Here is an 18,319-nt window from a genome sequence, read left to right as displayed (position 1 = left end):
ATCTGCTAAAAAAGAATGTTTTATAGCGAGGTGATTAAACATGAAGACAAAACGAGAAGATACAGATGTTCACTTTCAATATGCAGAGGAGATTCAGGAAAAGCTGAAGAGTGACACATTTGCTCAGTGGCTTGGTATTGAATTAACGGAGATTGGACCTGGAACAGCGGTCGCCGAAATGACCATTACGGAGAACATGCTGAATGCACACGGGACAGCACATGGAGCAGCGTTATTCGCTATTGCTGACTTCGTTTTTGCAGTAGCATGCAATTCATATGGAAAAACCTCTGTCGGGCTTTCTGTGAATGTTGGATATTTAGCTGCTTGTCAAAAAGGAGAAAAAATTACGGCGATCGCTTCGGAAATTAAGCGTAACCACCGTACTTCCTGGTATGAGGTGAGAGTGGAGAACGAAAAAGAGTTGGTTGCTCATGTAAGTGCCTTATCGTATCGTAAAAATGACTATTTTGTAGGCGGTGATGAATAGCAGCGGAGATATTCACATAAAAATTAGATCACATCACATAAAAAATGGGGATAATCATATAAAAAAACGGAGCACGGCTAATTTCAGCCGTTGCTCCGTTCTTCGTTTTATCTCAGCGTTTTCTTAATGTACTTAATCGTTTTTCTTAAATCTTCTGCAGTGGGTCTGCCAAATGGTCCAGTTTGAATATCGAAATAGACCACTCGTTTCTGATCATCCACTAAAAATAGTGCGGGTTCACCGTGCTCCCCATGATCATCATACAGCTTCCCGTTGTGATATTGAACACCATATGGTTCCCCAGCTGTGCGCTCTGGATCACTAAACACTGGGAATGAAAGTGAATGTTTCTCCTTCATTTTGGTAAGATTTTGTTCTTCATCTGTAGAGATGGCCAGTATATGAGTGTTTAATTCGTTAAAGGTGTCAATGTTTTGTTCAAACTCTTTTAACTGATCATTACAGACAGGACACCATTCGCCTCTAAAAAAGACAAGCAAGTGAAAGCGATCATCGTTATCTAAGTGATTGTGGAAAGAGAAAGACTCGCCAGTTTCTGATTTAAGTGTGAAGTCTGGTGCTGTGTCGCCTGTTTTTAACATTTGAACATCCCTCCAATAATAGGTTTCTTCATTAGGTATACCTCTTGTTGTGAATTTTAAACACGTTCCCTTTTTGACTGCTAAAAAATCACTGTTCGTAATAGGACAGGTCTGGGTCCAGATGAAGAAAGATTCAATAAAAATGAAAGTCCATTCATGACTTTTTCCCTATTTTAAGTTAAAACTTTTAAAAATTAGTAGTATCTATTTGTTTTTGCTAGAATAGTAAAATTTTTCTTTATTTTCTGTTAATTCCTCTCTATATTAGAAATTGTAGTTCGACACTAAATTAGAGGAGTGAAGCAAATGATTAAGAAGATTGCCACTATGGCAGCGGTTTTACCATTAGTAGTCTCTCTTGCATCACCAGCTGCAGCAGCAAAAAGTACAGAGGTAAAGGCGAACGTAGCACCCCAAGAAATTATCGTAAAATTTAAAGATAACGTTTCAGAATCAAAAGCAAAGTCATTCGCAGTGAAATCGAATGACGAAGTGAAAGAAAAAACTCCTAAGTTTCATGTTATCAAAGTAAAAGATGGAGATGTGGATGCTGCAATCGCTGAATATGAAGCTAACGGAGATGTAGAGTATGCAGAACCGAACTATACATACCATGCTTCTTGGACGCCAAACGATTATTATTTCAATAACGGCGTACAATACGCTCCGCAAAAAGTAAGCGCACAGTCGGCTTGGGATATCACACGCGGATCATCTTCTACAAAAATTGCTATTTTAGATACGGGGGTTGATTATAACCATCCAGACTTAGCAGGAAAAGTAATTAAAGGATATGACTACGTGGACCGTGATTGGGATCCGATGGACCGTCATGACCATGGAACACACGCAGCAGGTATCGCTGCAGCACAAACGAACAACTCATCAGGTATTGCAGGTATGGCACCAAACGTATCGATTTACGCTGTTCGAGTTCTTGACCAAAACGGAAGTGGATCTTTGAGCAACATTGCAAATGGAATCTACCATGCTGTAGATAACGGTGCAAAAGTAGTTTCACTTAGCCTTGGGGGACCAAGCGGATCTACGGCACTGCAAAACGCTGTAAACTATGCCGTATCTAATGGTGCAGTAGTAGTAGTAGCTGCAGGTAACGAAAATACATCTGCACCAAGCTACCCTGCATACTACTCGAACGCTATCGCTGTAGCTGCGACTGACCGTAATGATAACAGAGCTTCCTTCTCGAACTATGGATCATGGGTGGATGTTGCCGCTCCTGGTGTAGACATTGCTTCAACTGTACGTAACGGCGGATATGCTTACATGTCTGGAACATCTATGGCTTGTCCTCTCGTAGCAGGAATTGCAGGATTACTAGCTTCACAAGGCCGAAGCGGAGCAAACATCCGTGCTGCAATTGAAAACACAGCTGATTATGTGCCTGGAACAGGTTCCTACTACTCTAAAGGCCGCGTAAATGCAGCAGACGCTGTACGTTATTAATCTATAAATTCCAAACAAAACAACTCTCAAGGATGGGCATATGTCCAGTCTTGGGAGTTTCTTTATTAACTAGTGTTAAAAGACTAGAAAAAAGCGTCGAATTATGACGAAAGGTAAGAATAAGGACATATGTTCGTACTGCGTAAAATGTCGATGTAGACATAAAAGCTCATATTTAAAGTCAGGACTTGTGGCAACTTTTAACAGTTTGGTAGAATAGTATTATAACCCCCATCTAGAATCTTTATTTCTTATGAAACTCAAGCGATAAGAAAGGAGGTTCATTTTTCATATAGCCACACGAAAATCCACACTAAGCTCAAAATGATGAACCCTATTCTTTTAACTAAAAGGAGGTAAGAATCATGAGTGAAATTTGTTTAATTCCCTTTGTACTGGAAGAAGTAATTGAAGAATCAAAAGAGGAAATTCCATACGGAGTCGAGATGATTAACGCACCAGCTTTTTGGCGTGAAGGAGAAAAAGGCCAAAGTGTAGTTGTCGCTGTACTCGATACGGGATGTGACACAAGCCACCCTGAGTTAGCGAACCGCATTGCTGGAGGCCGCAATTTTGTAGACGGAGATGAAGATGATTATCGTGATGCGCATTATCACGGAACGCATGTTGCAGGTACGATCGCTGCCACTCTAAATAATGCTGGAGTAGCAGGCGTTGCGCCAGATGTGAAGCTCTTGATCTGCCGGGTTCTTGGTAAGGATGGAGGAGGAACGTATCAAGGTATCATTGATGCTATTGATTATTCCGTAAATTGGCGGGGAGAGAACGGTGAACGAGTGCGTGTCATCTCCATGTCGCTAGGTGGCCCAACTGATGTACCTGAACTTCACGAGGCGGTTCAACAAGCGGTACTAAATGATGTACTTGTCGTCTGTGCGGCTGGAAATGAGGGTGACGACAAAGAAGATACGAACGAGCATGCTTATCCTGGAGCGTATAAAGAAGTGGTACAAGTTGGTGCGGTTGATTCAAAAATGAAACTTGCTCCATTTTCAAACACAAATGATGAAATTGATCTCGTGGCCCCAGGAGTTGATGTGGTTTCAACATACCCTGGAAATAAGTACGCCAAGCTGTCTGGAACATCAATGGCAACTCCGCACGTTTCAGGTGCAGCGGCATTGCTTATTGAACGCGAGGAGAAATTGTTTGGCCGTGAGCTTTGTGAAGCAGAGGTGTACGCACAATTAGTGAAAAATACGTTAAGCATCGGATTGACGAAAAAAGCAGAAGGTAACGGATTGCTAGTTCTGAATGCACAAGAAAAAGCAGTGTGTGATAAGGAGACATTACGAGTAATGAGAACTCCTATTGAAACGGCTGCAGCTGAAGAGCCTGAATCATAAATTTAGCCCCGTTTCTTAGGAAGAAAGGGCGTGTTGGGGGATGGCGTATAAAATTATTGCCCTTCTGATCAGCTTCGCTACCCTGTGTGTCAGGATTTATGAAGAGATGAGAAGGCGTGCGAAAAACCAAGCAAAAAAAGCAGAGCTAGAAAAGAAAAAGAAGCGAAAGCGTAAGAAAACAGCAAAGAAAAAGGTAAAGGAAAGTGCTTAAATGAATAAGAAGAATGAAAGCTGATCTGTTTGGACGAGAGATTGTCTGAACAGATCAGTTTTTTTACTGTCGGTTTAACAGGCGCAATCCAAAGTCACAATTAAAGAGATCTCAACCTAAAAAGTTGCGAACAAGCAAACAGAAGGAGTAGTATATTTACACCATGTTACATAAGAGAGGAACATAAATGTGCTCGTTCTAAGTATCTTAATTGCTGTAATACTAGCAGTCATTTTATTTATCAGTTTACATCCCGCGTTTGGACAAAAGCCGTCAAAGAAAAAAATACAACATTACAATACATTCGATCATTATCATAACGGCTCATTCATTAATCAAATTCCAACTGAAATGGCGACAGATTTCCGTTCTATGCTGCCAGTGCTAAAAGAATTTCTAAAAGGAAATCCAAATAGACAGCCCAAACAAGCCATTCCAGTCAAACCGTTTCAATATCCTGCAAAGAACAATACCAAAGCCACTAATGTTACGTGGTTCGGTCATTCTGCTTTTTTAATAGAAATCGATGGAAAGCGTGTTCTTTTAGATCCGATGTTTGGCAAGGCACCATCACCCGTACCGTGGTTTGGAAACAAACGCTACAGCAAAGAATTGCCTTTTCGCGTTGAGGATTTGCCAGAAATCGATCTTGTTGTGTTTTCGCATGATCATTATGATCATCTAGATTACGGATCGATAAAAAAACTAAAACACAAAGTGAAACAGTTTGTAGTACCTCTTGGGGTTGCCGGACATCTAAAAAGATGGGGTGTTGAAAGAGAACAAATCAAAGAGTGCAACTGGTGGGATGAGGTAGAAATGGCGGGAATCGGTCTCGTTTGTACGCCTGCCAGACACTTTTCAGGAAGAAGCCTAACAGACCGAAATTCTACACTTTGGTGTTCGTGGGTTTTAAAAGGAAAAGATTCAAAAATCTACTTTAGCGGTGACAGCGGATATGGCCCACACTTTAGAGAGATCGGAGAAAAATACGGTCCATTTGATCTGACGTTAATGGAATGCGGTCAATATCATGAAAAGTGGGCTGCGATCCACATGATGCCTGAAGAAACTGTGCAGGCACACATTGATGTGAGAGGTAAGACAATGCTTCCGATTCATTGGGGTGCTTTTTCCTTATCACTGCATGATTGGGTCGATCCAGTTGAACGAGCTTTAAAAGCCGCAGATAAACAAGGTGTAGAGGTATTTACACCAATGATCGGAGAGACAGTAGCCGTCCATTCTGAAAATTTTCCAAAACAGAAGTGGTGGAGAGAACAAAATTATAAGAACATGTAAAAAAAGAGTGACCTTACGTAGGTCGCTCTTCGCTGTTTCTCCATTAACTTTTCCATAAATCCAACAAAGGACCGTCACTTCCGAAAAGAGGATCTGTATCAGGGAGGGGAACGAGCATGATATCATCTAACACTTTCGGTCGATCATCAGGCTCACCTTTTTTTAAGTCATGATTCATTCCGTCAGGATAAGCGCCTGCTACTTTAAAATCAGTGCTTGAACCGATTAATTTGTGTCCCGTTCCGGCAGGGAGAACGATAACATCACCCTTAGAAACTGTGACCGAAACCCCATCTTCACCGCCAAGCTGCAGCACAGCCTCACCGCTCATCACGCCAAGAACTTCATGTGTATTGCTATGATAATGGTGATAATCATACACACCATTTTTCCAGCCGTTGGTCCAGCCGTTCTTTTCAAATACATGCAAAGCATCCTGTGGTTCTTTTAGTTGACCGACATACAACAAAACAGGCCATGAAGGATGATTCGGGATCTTGCCATTGTCTGTAAAAAATAGTGTTTTCACATCTTCGCTAAGCATTTTCATATCCATAAGACTCCTCCCCCGTTTTTCGTAACATTTCCCTTATTTATATGAAAAGAAACCTGTCAATTTCCTGAATAATTAACAAAGAGAAAAGAAAATAAAAGCAAAACTGCGAAATAGCTCAATAAATGACGAAAACTTATGTGTTCAAAAAAGTTTTCTTTTGTGTGAAAAGAGGTAATAAGAGAATACATAGTTAAAATGTTAGCGAAAGGTGGAAATCAGTATGAAGTACAAAGCGAAGGACTGGCTCCGGTTAACGCCGAATGAGAGATACCTGCTTTTATTCGCTGTTTCCCAACTCCAGAAAAAACTTAGAGCAGGTTAAAAGAACCAAAAAAATAAATTTAAGACGTTTTCATTGCCACAACTCCCCCTTGTTTGGTTAAAATAAGAATACATGATAAACAGGGAGGAACACAGGATGACAGACCTCAATACATGGTTCGATAAAGGCATGACTCGCTATGCATATATAAACTCTATGAAAACACACAAGGAAAACCTGCTTACAATCTACAACTCATTCGTACTCCCAGATCCCATGAAAGATGCGTTGCAAGGTATGCAAAAAAGCCGGCTGCGAGCCATTGTGATTACCGAAGACTGGTGTGGTGATGCGATGCTGAATCTCCCTGTTTTTATGCGCATGGCTGATGAAGCCCTTATTGATGTTCGTTTTATCTTGCGCGACCAGCATCCTGAACTAATGGATCGGTACTTAACAGGCAAAGCGAAATCAATTCCAATCATCATATTTATCGATGAAAATGGAAAAGAGATTGTGAAATGGGGACCGCGTGCACCAAAACTCCAACAGATTGTTGAAGAACGAAAGAGAAAAATACCATCCAAAGATGATCCGCGATACGAAAAAGCATTTAAGCATTTTGCAGAGAAAATCTCCAGCTTATTTACCACTGACCATGCTCTTTGGGAAGAGGTAAGTTTGGATATTATAAAGAAACTTTTAGTTAAGTTAAACGTAAACAGCCTGTAATGGGCTGTTTTTTGCTTTGTGATAAAATAAAACAGATAATTCCTATTGAGCTTGAGGTGTACGATGAAAAAGAAAACAAATGTAATTATACTAGCCGGTTTCCTAGGCAGTGGAAAAACAACGTTGCTAAAGCAGCTGCTGGAATATGAAAAAGAGCACAATCATAGAACCGCTGTATTGATGAATGAACTTGGTACGGTGTCGATTGATTCCGATGCGGTTCCGGGCGATGTGCCTTTAAAAGAATTGTTAAATGGATGCATCTGTTGTTCTTTATCGGATCAGCTGGAAAAACAGCTTTGGTCACTATGTAAAGAAAACGAGCTAGATACATTGATCATTGAAGCAACTGGTGCGGCTCATCCGATTGATGTTCTTGATGCTTGTTTGTCACCGTATTTGTTAGATGACTTACATGTATCATGTATTATTTCTATAATGGATGCACCGAGATGGTTAGATCGAGACAAGATGAATGTTCAAGCGAAAATGCTAATGCTAGAACAAATAAAACATGCGGATTTTATTATTTGGAACAAAACAGTTAGTTTGTCAGAGACACAAAAGAGGCAGCTGGAAAGCGATGCAAAACGATTGAACGAAGGTACGCCATACATGTTAACAGACTATGCCAAAGTGGAATTGTCACAACTTTTTTCACTAACGGTAAAAAAACGGTCAGAGCATCACCCCGTAACAGCTGAAAAATTAAAGGTTAAAACGTGGATTTATTCGTTTCAAGGGTTTGTTAAGAAAGGTGTTTTTGAAAACTGGCTGCGCGAGGCACCGTCTTCCATTTATCGTATAAAAGGCTATATCAAAAACGAGGACCAGCAAATCTATCTCTTTCAATATTCCTACGGATTGCCATCATACGAAAAAGAACTAATGAAGATGCCGCTTAGACTCGTTTTTATCGGTGAAGATTTAGACGTGGAGAAATTAACAGAAGGATTGCAGGAAGTTGAGAGAATGAGTAAGTAAGATTATAAGAATTTCTGGAGATTATGAGCGGTTCCAGAGATTATGAGCGGTTCCAGAGATTTACGAGCGATTTCAGAGGTTTATGAGCGATTCCAGAGATTTACGAGCGATTTCAGAGGTTTATGAGGGATTTCAGAGTTTTATGAGCGGTTCCAGAGATTTACGAGCGATTTCAGAGGTTTATGAGCGATTCTAAAGATTTATGAGCGATTCCAGAGATTCACGAGCGATTCCAGAGATTTACGAGCGATTTCAGAGGTTTATGAGCGATTCTAGAGTTTTACGAGCGATTCCAGAGATTTACGAGCGATTTCAGAGGTTTATGAGCGATTCTAGAGTTTTACGAGCGATTCCAGAGATTTACGAGCGATTTCTGGACTGTTAAGACACTTGAGAATAGTTTTTATCAAGTGTCTTTTTATATTTTGTTTTTATTTTTCTAAGAGATGGAATTTGTTAAGAAGATCATCGCCGCCAAGTTGCTTGGAATGGAAGCTTTGTGCCTAATTTCTAAGAAGGTTCTCAAAAGGTACATCGGTAGCAACACCTTGTTGACACAGAATTCTTTAATATAAACAAACCTCATCCATATACAAGTCTTTATCCACCATTTCAGTTATTCCTGGTTTGCTTTCAGACACATCTATATAACTTTCAAACATTTTCCCTTCAGCAGATAGAATAACAGCTTCTATATACTCATTATTACAACTTTCCTTTAACCGGTATCGGTATTGTGTAATTTTCTTATCTTTATAACCATTAAAGTGTACGCTGGCAAGACTGTAGGTTTGAAGGGCCTCTGTATATTCAGGTACTGTGAATTTTTCTTTTTTCGGTATATAAAAAGCGGTATTCCAGCCTTTTTTTTGAATCCATTCTTCATGTTCATTCGGAGTGGTGATCTTCACATAGGAATGAAGCATTAAAAATATCGCAAGAAAGGAAAGGACAAACAAACCGCATCCATAAAACAGCTTTTTCTTCAAAAAAATCCCTCCTAGTGACCCAAGTTAAATAATTTATGTTAACCTAATATTATCATAATTTTCCAATTTTAGAAGAAGAGGTGTTTATGTGAAAACAAAAATAATAACTCATGATCACCGTAAAATTCATTCTGATATTTATAGAATGAAACCTGGTCCTGTTTCTGTTCGTAAAATACCAGCAATGAGTTATATTACACAAGAGATGAATACAGCTTATCGTATGGATTGGGCAGGTCGGCCTGAGCCTATTGATGAAGCTTGGTTGGTTTGGAAAGTTGTGAACCAGCTAAAAAACATAACAAAAAACACTTTGGATTATAAATTTACGCTAATGCCACATGAAATTCTTTGGCACGAAAAAAATGATGAGAGATCACTTGCAGTACAAATGATGCAAGTACCGGATTGTATTACAGAAGAGATGTTTGAGGAAGCAAAACTTCATGTAGCGAAAAACTTGAAAAGTGAACTGCCTCGAATGGAACTTATAAAATCGGAGTCGGTACTATGTGTGCAAAAGCTGCATATTGGCCATTATCGTGACACTAACGAAACGTTAAAAGAAATTTTTGGTTTTGCAGAACAAGAGGGTTATAAACTAGATAAAAGTTACAGAGAAATCTATTTAACACCTGCAATGATGTGCCATAAACCAGCAACGTGGAAAACGGTTGTGAGTGTAGGAATTCATAATTAGGAGCTTATCATGAGCAAAGACAAAGTGAAGTTTAAACTTGAAGTAAAAGAGGAAAATAGGGTTTTTTCATTTTTATTAATCGCCATTTTTGTAGGATTTATAATAAGTTCACTTTTTTTACTATTTGTGGGATCTGATTCAAATATAGAAGCCCAAATAACGGCTAGTGAATGGGGAGAGGCAGAATTACAAAATAATGAACCTATGAAATATCGTTTGTTATCAGACTCAGAAAAGGTTAAATACGTTGATGTAGTATCTGAGACGAATAAGAACGAACAGCCTGTCTACTCTTTTGAAAATATGGAGATGTTTCAATGGAAGATAAGCCGCAACGACTATGTCTATAAATTACACTATACGGGCTTAAAAACGTGTGCAGAGTGCCAAAAAGATGTTTGGGTAAGGGTGAAAAAAGAAGATATCGGATGGGTAGTCCCTCACATTCAGTTTTCTGAAACAATTGCAGAACCTTTGATACAAGGAATTGAAGCGGAGCAGGTTCCAACCTCAGAAGAACAAGAAAGAGAGTTGGAAGAGAAGAAGTCATTTATTACGAAACTCTTTAATTAGTAAGTAAAAACATTCTGGGAGTGTTAATCGTGCGAAATCGTTACCTGGGCATTACATTAGTTATACTTGGAGCACTAATTATGATTGGGTCATTAACCATAGAAACAGATTATGAAAGGTATATCCGAATTTTTGGAGGTAGTTTGTTCTTTATAGGCACGCTAATCATACCAGATTATTTCATTACCTCTAATAATAAAACAGAGAATAAATAAGAGCGGTCTTCATCTAGAAGGCCGCTTTGTTTCATGCTTTAAAAGTTCGGATAGATTGCTAAATTCAAAGTCAGGTTTTATACAAAGTAAATCCATCGGCAGTTTTGCGCGATTAATCCAAGCCGTTTTAAAACCATATGATGCTGCACCTGTTATGTCCCAAAAGTTAGAGCTCATAAATAGAATTTCATCACGGTTTACACCAAGCATTTCGTGAGCATAACTGTATGCAGCAGGAGCGGGTTTGTAATGTTTAACATCATCAACAGACAATACATCTAAAAATCTATCTAGTTTACGGTTCTTTACCAATGGTTTAAGCATGTCGTTCGTTCCGTTTGAGAATACGATTTGCTTAACTTCTCTCTGATAAAGTTTTTCCAGTGTTTCATGAACTTCATCGTATGTTTTAAGTTCTAAATAAGCCCCCATTAACTGATTCAGGGCATCTTCTTTGCAAGTAAGTGATAATTTTTTTAAAGTATATAAAAGAGCGTTGCGCGTTATTTCGGAAAAGGGGATATAACGCTGAGTGAGTTGGTGCAGCATAAAATACTCCACCTGTTTTTTACGCCATTCTTCACTGATCTCTTTTCCGTAACTTTTGAAAAGAGATTCTGCTTTTTCAGTAACGGAATGCACATCAAAAAGTGTTCCATACGCATCGTAAACATACGCTTTAATCGTCAAATGAAGCACCACCTTATAAAGAAGGATACCCGAAATCGCGATCGCTCAAATCGTTCAATAAAAAAATTCTTTCATTCAAGTGAATTTCCTGTAATTACGGGAATAGATAACAATGAGGTGATAATAATGAAAATGCAATTGTATCTGTTATTTGGTTTTATTTTTGCACTGATTATTGCAACATTTGCGGTTATTAATGTTGGTGATGTTGAGATCAACTATCTGTTTGGAACGGCTAACTGGCCTCTAGTGCTTGTCATTCTTGGTTCAGCCGTAATTGGTGGTCTCTCTGTAGGACTTTTCGGTTTAATAAAGGTCATACAGCTGCAGAGACAAGTGAAAAAGCTTCATCAGATTCATAATGAAAAAGAAACTTGGAATGCTGATCAAAAAAGAGAGATTGTAGAAGAAGAAAAAGGAGAACCCGCACAAGAAATTCCTCATGAACGAGCAGAAGACAGGTAAATATGAGTAAAGAAGCGCTCCTAAAAAGGGAGCGTTTTTTATTGAAAAAGATAAGCAAATAACCTGCTCCAAAGGCACAGGCAGCTAGTCCAAACATTTCATATTATGAAACAGGGTCTAATAATCCCTTAAGCTCTAAAACAAAGGAGGTGTAACAATGCCTATTATTAACCCTAGCTTTGAAACAGGGAACTTCACAGGCTGGACTGTTAATGTGCCTACAGGAGGGTCAGCAACTGTTGTTAATTCATTTACTACCCCATTCGCTCCGGTTGTTACTTTCTCTCCAGTTCAAGGTAATTTCTTTGCCGTACTTAAAACTGACGGCTCTGGTAATTTCACAAGTGTTTCGCAAACATTTTTTGCATGTGCGGGTGATCAAATTTCAGGATGGGCTTTTTTTCAGTCGCCTGAAGTGCCGCCGACTCAGTTTAATGATTTTGCAGAAGTACGAATCTTATCAGGAGCTACTTTAGTGGCTACCCCTTACTTTGCTTCTGTTAACTCAACAGGGGATACGGGCTGGAACAACTGGACTTATACATTTGTAACTTCAGGAACGTATACTTTAGAAGCTCGTGTAACGAATGTTGGACGAGCTGCTTTTGACTCTTATATGGGTCTTGATGCAATCAATCTGGAGACCGCTGAGCAACCTATTATCTGTCCACCAGATATCACAGTATCCAATGCTCCTGGTCAATGTGGTGCTGTAGTTGAATATCCAGATCCAACAGTCGGCTGTCCAGATTTAACGGCAACCTGCAGTCCTCCATCTGGAACATTCTTTTCTGTGGGAACGTCAACTGTAACTTGTACAGCGACCGATGCCACTGGTATTTTTGTTGGACAATGTAGTTTTACAGTAACAGTGATAGATACCGAACCACCAACAATTACGTGTCCTGATGACATAACTGTAATGAATGATCCAGGTGATTGCGGTGCTGTTGTTAACTATATTGGTCCAGCAGTTTTTGATAACTGTCCAGGTGTGATGAGTTCTTGTACACCTTCATCTGGATCATTCTTCCCAGTGGGTACAACCCTGGTAACCTGTACAGCGACCGATGCCTCTGGAAATATCGCTCAGTGCACATTTAATATAACAGTCATTGATACCGAGCCGCCGACAATCATCTGTCCTGCAGATTTCACGGTACCCAATACTATTGGGGAATGTGGTGCCATCGTAAATTATCCAGATCCAACCGTTTCCGATAATTGCCCTGGTGTCACAAGTTCATGTATACCTGTATCTGGATCTTTTTTTCCTGTTGGAACAACTCCAGTTACTTGTACAGCGACCGATGCTTCTGGAAATAAAGCCACCTGCACGTTTACTGTAACAGTGAATGATACCGAGCCGCCGACAATCAACTGTCCTGCAGATTTCACGGTACCCAATACTATTGGGGAATGTGGTGCCATCGTGAATTATCCAGATCCAACCGTTTCCGATAATTGCCCTGGTGTCACAAGTTCATGTAAACCTGTATCTGGATCTTTTTTCCCTGTTGGAACAACTCCGGTTACTTGTACAGCGACCGATGCTTCTGGAAATACAGCCACCTGCACGTTTACAGTAACAGTTAATGATACTGAACCGCCGATTATTGTCTGTTCACCTGACATCACAGTAATTGGTGACCCAGATATTGGTGGAGCAATTGTAAATTATCCTAATCCTCTCGTTTCCGATAATTGTCCAGGGACTGCAGCAGTTTGTTCTCCACCTCCAGGCTCCTTATTCCCATTCGGAACAACAACCGTAACTTGTACAGCAACTGACGCTGCAGGAAATTCAGCTACTTGTTCGTTTACAGTAACGGTAGTAGAACAAAGGTTCATACTATCGTCCAAAATGATTTTAGATCTAAGGCTGAAATTACTTCAAAACCAACAGATTCGGATAAAAACTGAAGAGAATGACTAACAAACCATTACTGCGGGACAGGCTGGCAGGTGAGACACTTAAGAGTGAAACGTACGGATGTGCTCACCGCCTGCTCTCGGAAAGTTTAGTGTTGGAGGTAAAATTAAAAATACCCTGAAGAAACCATTGACTGGTGTTCATCAGGTTTTTTTCTTTTATTGACTAATTGTGAAAACCTTTTTCTGAAATAGTTAAATTGTACTTGAAAGCGTGTTCAAAACACGTTAAGATAACAACTAATCATATCCGAAACGTTTTGGAGGATTTTATATGGCAACGATTAGAGATGTCGCAAAAAAAGCAGGTGTATCGGTTACAACGGTTTCTAGAGCGTTGAACGGCTACTCGGATGTAAATGAAAAAACTAGAGAACGGATTAAGCAGATTGCACAAGAGCTGAGCTACAGTCCAAATCTATTGGCGCGAAGCCTTGTGATGAAAAAGACAAAAACCATTGGACTTCTTGTGTCAGGGCTTCGTATTGAAGGTAGCAAAGATAACTTTACCTTTGAAGTGCTGTGCGGTGTTAATGATTGTGCGGGAGATCTTGGATATGAGCTCGTTTTAATCAGTACCGATTCAAAAAAACAGCAGGAAAAAACATACAACCAGCTTTGCAAAGAAAGAAAAGTGGAAGGTGTTATCCTGCAAGGAATCAAAACAGATGATCCGTACTTAGACGAAGTATTAAAAAGTGATATCCCATGTATCTTAATTGATATTCCGATGGAAAGTGAATCGGTAGGGTACGTGACAACTGATAATAAAATGGGGGCTCAAACCGCAGTAGAGCATCTGACAAAACTCGGACACCGCAACATAGGGATGGTCAACGGACATAGCCAGGCTTTTGTCAGTCAGGAACGATTAGAGGGATACCAAAAGGCGCTAGAAAAAAACGGCTTGGTCTTCAACGGAAATTATGTAGTGGACGGTGCTTTCTTAGAAGAAACAGCAGAACAAGTAACGGCAGATCTTCTCCAAGAACATCCTGAAATCACAGCGCTATTTTGTGCAAGTGATTTAATGGCGATGGGAGCTATACGTGCAGCGAAAAAGATGGGGAAAACCCTTCCCGATGATCTATCCATCGTTGGGTTTGATAACATCATCCTATCTGCTTACTGTACACCCTCACTATCAACAGTCGCACAAGATCGTTATCAGTTAGGTGTTGAAGCAACTATCCTTTTAACAAATATGCTGGAAGGAAACCTAGCGGAAAAAAATAAAGTGCTTCATACGGATTTTATAAAAAGAGAATCAACTACAGAAAACCACAGTTAGTGGTTTTTCATTAAGTCTTTACCGAAAACGTTTTGGAAAATCATTATACTTGAAAAAATGGAGAGAGCAGGGGGAAACAAACGATGAATTACCGCGTGATTAAAGAGAACGATTTATTTTTCTTAACAGACGATAAAGGCAATATCCCAAAAGAAAATGACTATGGATTGGGTTTATATACGAAAGACACTCGTTTTTTAAGCAAGTTCGATGTCAAGATCAATGGTCAGGACCCTATTCTTTTATCTTCTTCTGCAGATGAAAACTATATGGCAAAGATTTTGCTTACGAATCCTCATATGGAAGAAGACGGTGAACTGGTTTTATGGAGGGAATCAGTCGAAATTGAAAGAAAGCGCTTAATTTATGACGGCGTTTTGTATGAAACCCTTCAGGTGAAAAACTATTACCCAAAACCAGTTGATTTTGAAATAAGTGTTCATGTTGACGCTGACTTTACAGATATGTTTATCGTACGAGGCTTCCAATCAGGTGAAGTTGGAAATCGAACTGGGGAAGAAGTAACCAACAAATCTTTAGATTATTTTTATAAAGGTTCAGATGATGTTAAACGTGCAACAAAGATTCAATGGGATCGTGAAGCTGAATCGGTAAAGAAAGAAGGAGACATTGCTTTTCAGTTCCATTTGGATCATGGGGAAGCACAGTCTGTAACATTCTCTGTTTCTCCTGAAATCAACGGAGAATCTGGCGTCGTAATCAATCCAGAAAAAGCGCTTCAAAACTTGCATGCTTCATACGAAAAGTGGGAAGCAGAAACTACAAGAGTGGAGACGGATTACAAGCCGCTTCAACGCTTGATCGACCGTGGAATCATGGATCTTCGTGTTCTTTTAACAGATATCGGTCATGGCTCATTCCCTGTTGCAGGTCTGCCTTGGTTTGGCGTTCCGTTTGGCAGAGACAGCTTGATTGCAGCGCTTCAAATGCTTGCTTTTAATCCTGAGATTGCAAAAGGGACATTGTTAACGATGGCATCACAGCAAGGTACAAAAGTAGATCCTTGGCGTGATGAACAGCCAGGGAAAATCATGCATGAAATTCGTTACGGTGAACTCGCGGCGACCAACCAGATTCCGTTTACTCCTTATTACGGAACCATTGATGCAACACCGCTATTCTTGGTTCTTTTATCTGAATACACAAAGTGGACAGGTGACTTAACACTTGCAGAACAGCTGTTGCCAAATATAGAAGCTGCACTGAACTGGATCGACGAGTATGGAGACCGTGATGGTGATGGATTTGTGGAGTATCACCAAGAATCGAGAAAAGGAATCGCCAACCAAGGCTGGAAGGACTCAGGTGATTCGATCGTACACCGAAACGGTGATTATGCTGAAACACCAATCGCACTTTCAGAAGTTCAAGGCTACGTCTATCAGGCAAAGCTTGGTGTAGCGGCGATTTTTGAAGCAGAAGGAAAAAGAGAGGAAGCTAACAAACTTCGTGAACAAGCTGAGATATTGAAGAAATTGTATGACGAGCAATTTTGGATGGAGGATCAACAGTTCCATGCCATTGCGTTAGATAAAGATAAAAAGCAAGTCGGTACGTTAACGACTAATCCTGGCCATGTCCTGTTTGCTGAGATGCTTGAAGAAGATAGAGCGGAAAAAGTTATAGAAAAGCTTGTGGGTCCAGCCTTCTTCTCAGGATATGGAATTCGTACGATGGCAGAAGGAGAAGCAGGATACAATCCGATGAGTTATCACGATGGAAGCATCTGGCCGCATGATAACAGTATGATTCTGCTTGGGATGAGTAAGCTTGATCACCAGCATGAAGCCAACACAGTAATCAAGGGGTTGATTGAAGCGGCAAGTCATTTCGAATATGACAGACTGCCAGAGCTTTTCTGTGGATACGATTCTACGATCGGACGAGCTGTAAAATATCCCGTAGCGTGTTCGCCACAAGCTTGGGCTGCAGGAACTCCGCTCGTATTTGTTCAAACGATTCTCGGATTGTTTCCTGATAGTTTAAACAAAGTGATTCAACTCTCTCCTCAGCTGCTAGATAACATGAATGTCCTTAAAGTAGAGCGAATCAAGATCGGTGAAGGTTATCTTTCAGTGGAAGTTAAGAGAGATGGGTTGAAAACACTGGTAACCATTTTGGAAAATACAACGGGATATGAAGTTGTTCAATAATGGAGAGCCTCATTCACATTCGTTGAAGAAGGGAGCTAAAAAAATGAGATGTAAAAAGTGGCTGTCTGCAATTGGAATATCTTCACTGCTTTTAACAACGATTCTTACCGGTTGTGGAAATGAAGAGAAAAGTAATTCAGGTAAAACCGAAATCGTTTTAAGTGGATGGGGAGGAAATCCGACAGAGCAAAAGCTATTGAATGAAGTGCTAGCTGATTTTGAAAAAGAGCATCCCCATATCGACGTGAAGTTAAATACGATCAGTGATCAATACATGGATGTTTTGAAGACTCGGTTGATTGGAGGCACGGCAGCGGATGTATTTTATCTGGATGCATTTGAAGCTCCTGCCTTAATCGAAACGGGAGCTGTTGAACCACTTAATAAATATGTGAAAGAAGATTTTGATCTTGAAGATTTTGAAAAACCGATGCTTGATGCGTTTAAAGATGGCGAAGAGCTTTATGGTTTGCCAAAGGATTATTCAACTTTAGCCCTTTTTTATAATAAAAAAATGTTTAAGGAAGCAGGAATCACAGAACCTCCAAAAACGTGGGAAGAGATGGAGGACGTCGCAAAAAAGCTGACTGACCATGAAAAACAAGTGTACGGACTTGGCATGCTTCCGCAGATCGAGCGAATGTATTATATGGCTGAGTCTCTTGGTGGCGAAGTGATCACAGATGGACGTGCAACGTTTGCTGACGATAAAGTGGTCGACGCTATTCAGCCCGTTGTGGATATGCAAGTGAAGGACAAGACGGCAGCTTCACCTTCAGAAGTTGGTGCTGGACAATCCGCTGGTGAGATGTTCGGCCGAGGAAATGCTGCAATGGTCATGGAAGGGAACTGGAACATTCCTTTCCTAGAAGACACGTTTCCTGATTTAGACTATGGAACGGCTGAGCTGCCGACTGTAAATGGAGAAAAAAGGACGATGTCCTTTACGGTAGGCTACGCGATGAATGCAGAATCTGAGCACAAAAAAGAGTCTTGGGAACTGATACAATATCTGACTGGAAAAGAAGGCATGAAAAAATGGACAAGTAAGGGTTTTGCTCTTCCAACGAGAAAATCAGTTGCAGCAGAGTTAGGGTATGATCAGGACGAACTTCGCGGACCACTCGTCAGCGGCGCAGAATATGCAACCGTTTGGCAGGATGGACCGACGCTTCCGATCGTCATGAACAACTTTAACAATCAGTTTCTAAGTGCATACTTGGGTGACCGCCCCTTAAAGGAAGCGTTAAAAGATGCTGAAAAACAAGCGAACAGAGAAATAAAAGTTACGGAATAAAGCAAAGGAAAGAGGTGAAC

General features: G+C 40.2%; 20 protein-coding genes. 16 read left to right on the top strand and 4 right to left on the bottom strand.

The genetic code is table 11. The features are described from left to right. The first annotated feature begins 40 nt into the window (after positions 1 to 40). On the top strand, positions 41 to 490 hold the full coding sequence (locus QUF49_RS13650) for a PaaI family thioesterase (protein WP_289496174.1): 450 nt from the start codon (positions 41 to 43) through the stop codon (positions 488 to 490). A 107-nt stretch (positions 491 to 597) separates the two neighbouring features. Here the strand turns inward: QUF49_RS13650 and QUF49_RS13645 are convergent, their stop codons facing one another. Next, complete coding sequence (locus QUF49_RS13645) at positions 598 to 1,092, bottom strand: peroxiredoxin family protein (RefSeq protein ID WP_289496173.1); 495 nt, start codon at positions 1,090 to 1,092, stop codon at positions 598 to 600. A gap of 306 nt (positions 1,093 to 1,398) precedes the next feature. Between QUF49_RS13645 and QUF49_RS13640 the strand changes: the two genes are divergently transcribed. The 4 genes from QUF49_RS13640 to QUF49_RS13625 all read left to right on the top strand — a co-directional run bounded on the left by QUF49_RS13640 (position 1,399) and on the right by QUF49_RS13625 (position 5,439). Continuing rightward, complete coding sequence (locus QUF49_RS13640; protein ID WP_289496172.1) at positions 1,399 to 2,559, top strand: S8 family peptidase; 1,161 nt, start codon at positions 1,399 to 1,401, stop codon at positions 2,557 to 2,559. 365 nt (positions 2,560 to 2,924) lie between these two features. Next, positions 2,925 to 3,926: a S8 family peptidase gene (locus QUF49_RS13635; protein WP_289496171.1), complete on the top strand. Its 1,002-nt coding sequence runs from the start codon at positions 2,925 to 2,927 to the stop codon at positions 3,924 to 3,926. Between the two features lie 40 nt (positions 3,927 to 3,966). Then, entirely contained in the window at positions 3,967 to 4,137 is a 171-nt protein-coding gene (locus tag QUF49_RS13630; RefSeq protein ID WP_289496169.1) for a hypothetical protein, read from the top strand. A gap of 189 nt (positions 4,138 to 4,326) precedes the next feature. Continuing rightward, a complete protein-coding gene (locus tag QUF49_RS13625) occupies positions 4,327 to 5,439 on the top strand; it encodes an MBL fold metallo-hydrolase (RefSeq protein ID WP_289496168.1) in 1,113 nt (370 codons plus the stop codon). Between the two features lie 43 nt (positions 5,440 to 5,482). Here the strand turns inward: QUF49_RS13625 and QUF49_RS13620 are convergent, their stop codons facing one another. After that, positions 5,483 to 5,995, bottom strand: coding sequence for a cupin domain-containing protein (locus QUF49_RS13620; protein ID WP_353958307.1), 513 nt, complete (start codon positions 5,993 to 5,995; stop codon positions 5,483 to 5,485). A 418-nt stretch (positions 5,996 to 6,413) separates the two neighbouring features. Here QUF49_RS13620 and QUF49_RS13615 point away from each other — a divergent pair, with 418 nt between their 5' ends. Together QUF49_RS13615 and QUF49_RS13610 are read left to right on the top strand one after the other, a co-directional pair. After that, positions 6,414 to 6,989, top strand: a complete 576-nt coding sequence (locus tag QUF49_RS13615; protein ID WP_289496167.1) for a thioredoxin family protein — start codon at positions 6,414 to 6,416, stop codon at positions 6,987 to 6,989. 63 nt (positions 6,990 to 7,052) lie between these two features. Continuing rightward, positions 7,053 to 7,973, top strand: a complete 921-nt coding sequence (locus QUF49_RS13610) for a CobW family GTP-binding protein (RefSeq protein ID WP_289496166.1) — start codon at positions 7,053 to 7,055, stop codon at positions 7,971 to 7,973. A 566-nt stretch (positions 7,974 to 8,539) separates the two neighbouring features. Here the strand turns inward: QUF49_RS13610 and QUF49_RS13605 are convergent. Next, positions 8,540 to 8,962, bottom strand: coding sequence for a hypothetical protein (locus QUF49_RS13605; protein ID WP_289496165.1), 423 nt, complete (start codon positions 8,960 to 8,962; stop codon positions 8,540 to 8,542). A gap of 88 nt (positions 8,963 to 9,050) precedes the next feature. Here QUF49_RS13605 and QUF49_RS13600 point away from each other — a divergent pair, with 88 nt between their 5' ends. The 3 genes from QUF49_RS13600 to QUF49_RS13590 are packed head-to-tail and all read left to right on the top strand — an operon-like array spanning position 9,051 to position 10,450. Then, a complete protein-coding gene (locus QUF49_RS13600) occupies positions 9,051 to 9,662 on the top strand; it encodes a GyrI-like domain-containing protein (protein WP_289496164.1) in 612 nt (203 codons plus the stop codon). 9 nt (positions 9,663 to 9,671) lie between these two features. Continuing rightward, a complete protein-coding gene (locus QUF49_RS13595; RefSeq protein WP_289496163.1) occupies positions 9,672 to 10,235 on the top strand; it encodes a hypothetical protein in 564 nt (187 codons plus the stop codon). 29 nt (positions 10,236 to 10,264) lie between these two features. Then, positions 10,265 to 10,450 carry a hypothetical protein gene (locus QUF49_RS13590; RefSeq protein ID WP_289496162.1) on the top strand — a complete coding sequence of 62 codons (186 nt, stop codon included), beginning with the start codon at positions 10,265 to 10,267 and terminating at the stop codon, positions 10,448 to 10,450. Positions 10,451 to 10,459: 9 nt separating this feature from the next. Here the strand turns inward: QUF49_RS13590 and QUF49_RS13585 are convergent, their stop codons facing one another. Then, positions 10,460 to 11,140 (bottom strand): haloacid dehalogenase type II, encoded by a 681-nt coding sequence (locus QUF49_RS13585; RefSeq protein ID WP_425590468.1) that lies wholly within the window; start codon positions 11,138 to 11,140, stop codon positions 10,460 to 10,462. 126 nt (positions 11,141 to 11,266) lie between these two features. Between QUF49_RS13585 and QUF49_RS13580 the strand changes: the two genes are divergently transcribed. From QUF49_RS13580 to QUF49_RS13555, 6 genes are all read left to right on the top strand, one after another. After that, positions 11,267 to 11,605, top strand: coding sequence for a LapA family protein (locus QUF49_RS13580; RefSeq protein ID WP_289496161.1), 339 nt, complete (start codon positions 11,267 to 11,269; stop codon positions 11,603 to 11,605). Positions 11,606 to 11,762: 157 nt separating this feature from the next. Further along, a complete protein-coding gene (locus QUF49_RS13575; protein WP_289496158.1) occupies positions 11,763 to 13,541 on the top strand; it encodes an HYR domain-containing protein in 1,779 nt (592 codons plus the stop codon). After that, a complete protein-coding gene (locus tag QUF49_RS13570) occupies positions 13,534 to 13,659 on the top strand; it encodes a hypothetical protein (protein ID WP_289496157.1) in 126 nt (41 codons plus the stop codon). Before QUF49_RS13575 ends, QUF49_RS13570 begins: the two co-directional genes overlap by 8 nt. Positions 13,660 to 13,811: 152 nt before the next feature. Further along, a complete protein-coding gene (locus tag QUF49_RS13565) occupies positions 13,812 to 14,828 on the top strand; it encodes a LacI family DNA-binding transcriptional regulator (RefSeq protein ID WP_289496156.1) in 1,017 nt (338 codons plus the stop codon). An 83-nt stretch (positions 14,829 to 14,911) separates the two neighbouring features. Next, positions 14,912 to 17,002, top strand: a complete 2,091-nt coding sequence (locus QUF49_RS13560) for an amylo-alpha-1,6-glucosidase (protein WP_289496155.1) — start codon at positions 14,912 to 14,914, stop codon at positions 17,000 to 17,002. Positions 17,003 to 17,045: 43 nt separating this feature from the next. Further along, positions 17,046 to 18,299 carry an ABC transporter substrate-binding protein gene (locus QUF49_RS13555; protein WP_289496154.1) on the top strand — a complete coding sequence of 418 codons (1,254 nt, stop codon included), beginning with the start codon at positions 17,046 to 17,048 and terminating at the stop codon, positions 18,297 to 18,299. Positions 18,300 to 18,319 lie beyond the last annotated feature (20 nt).

The organism is Fictibacillus sp. b24, from assembly GCF_030348825.1.
In the GTDB taxonomy this organism is placed as follows: domain Bacteria; phylum Bacillota; class Bacilli; order Bacillales; family Fictibacillaceae; genus Fictibacillus.
The sequence above is the reverse complement of the archived record's forward strand: the minus strand, read 5'-3'. Positions and strand labels throughout refer to the sequence as shown.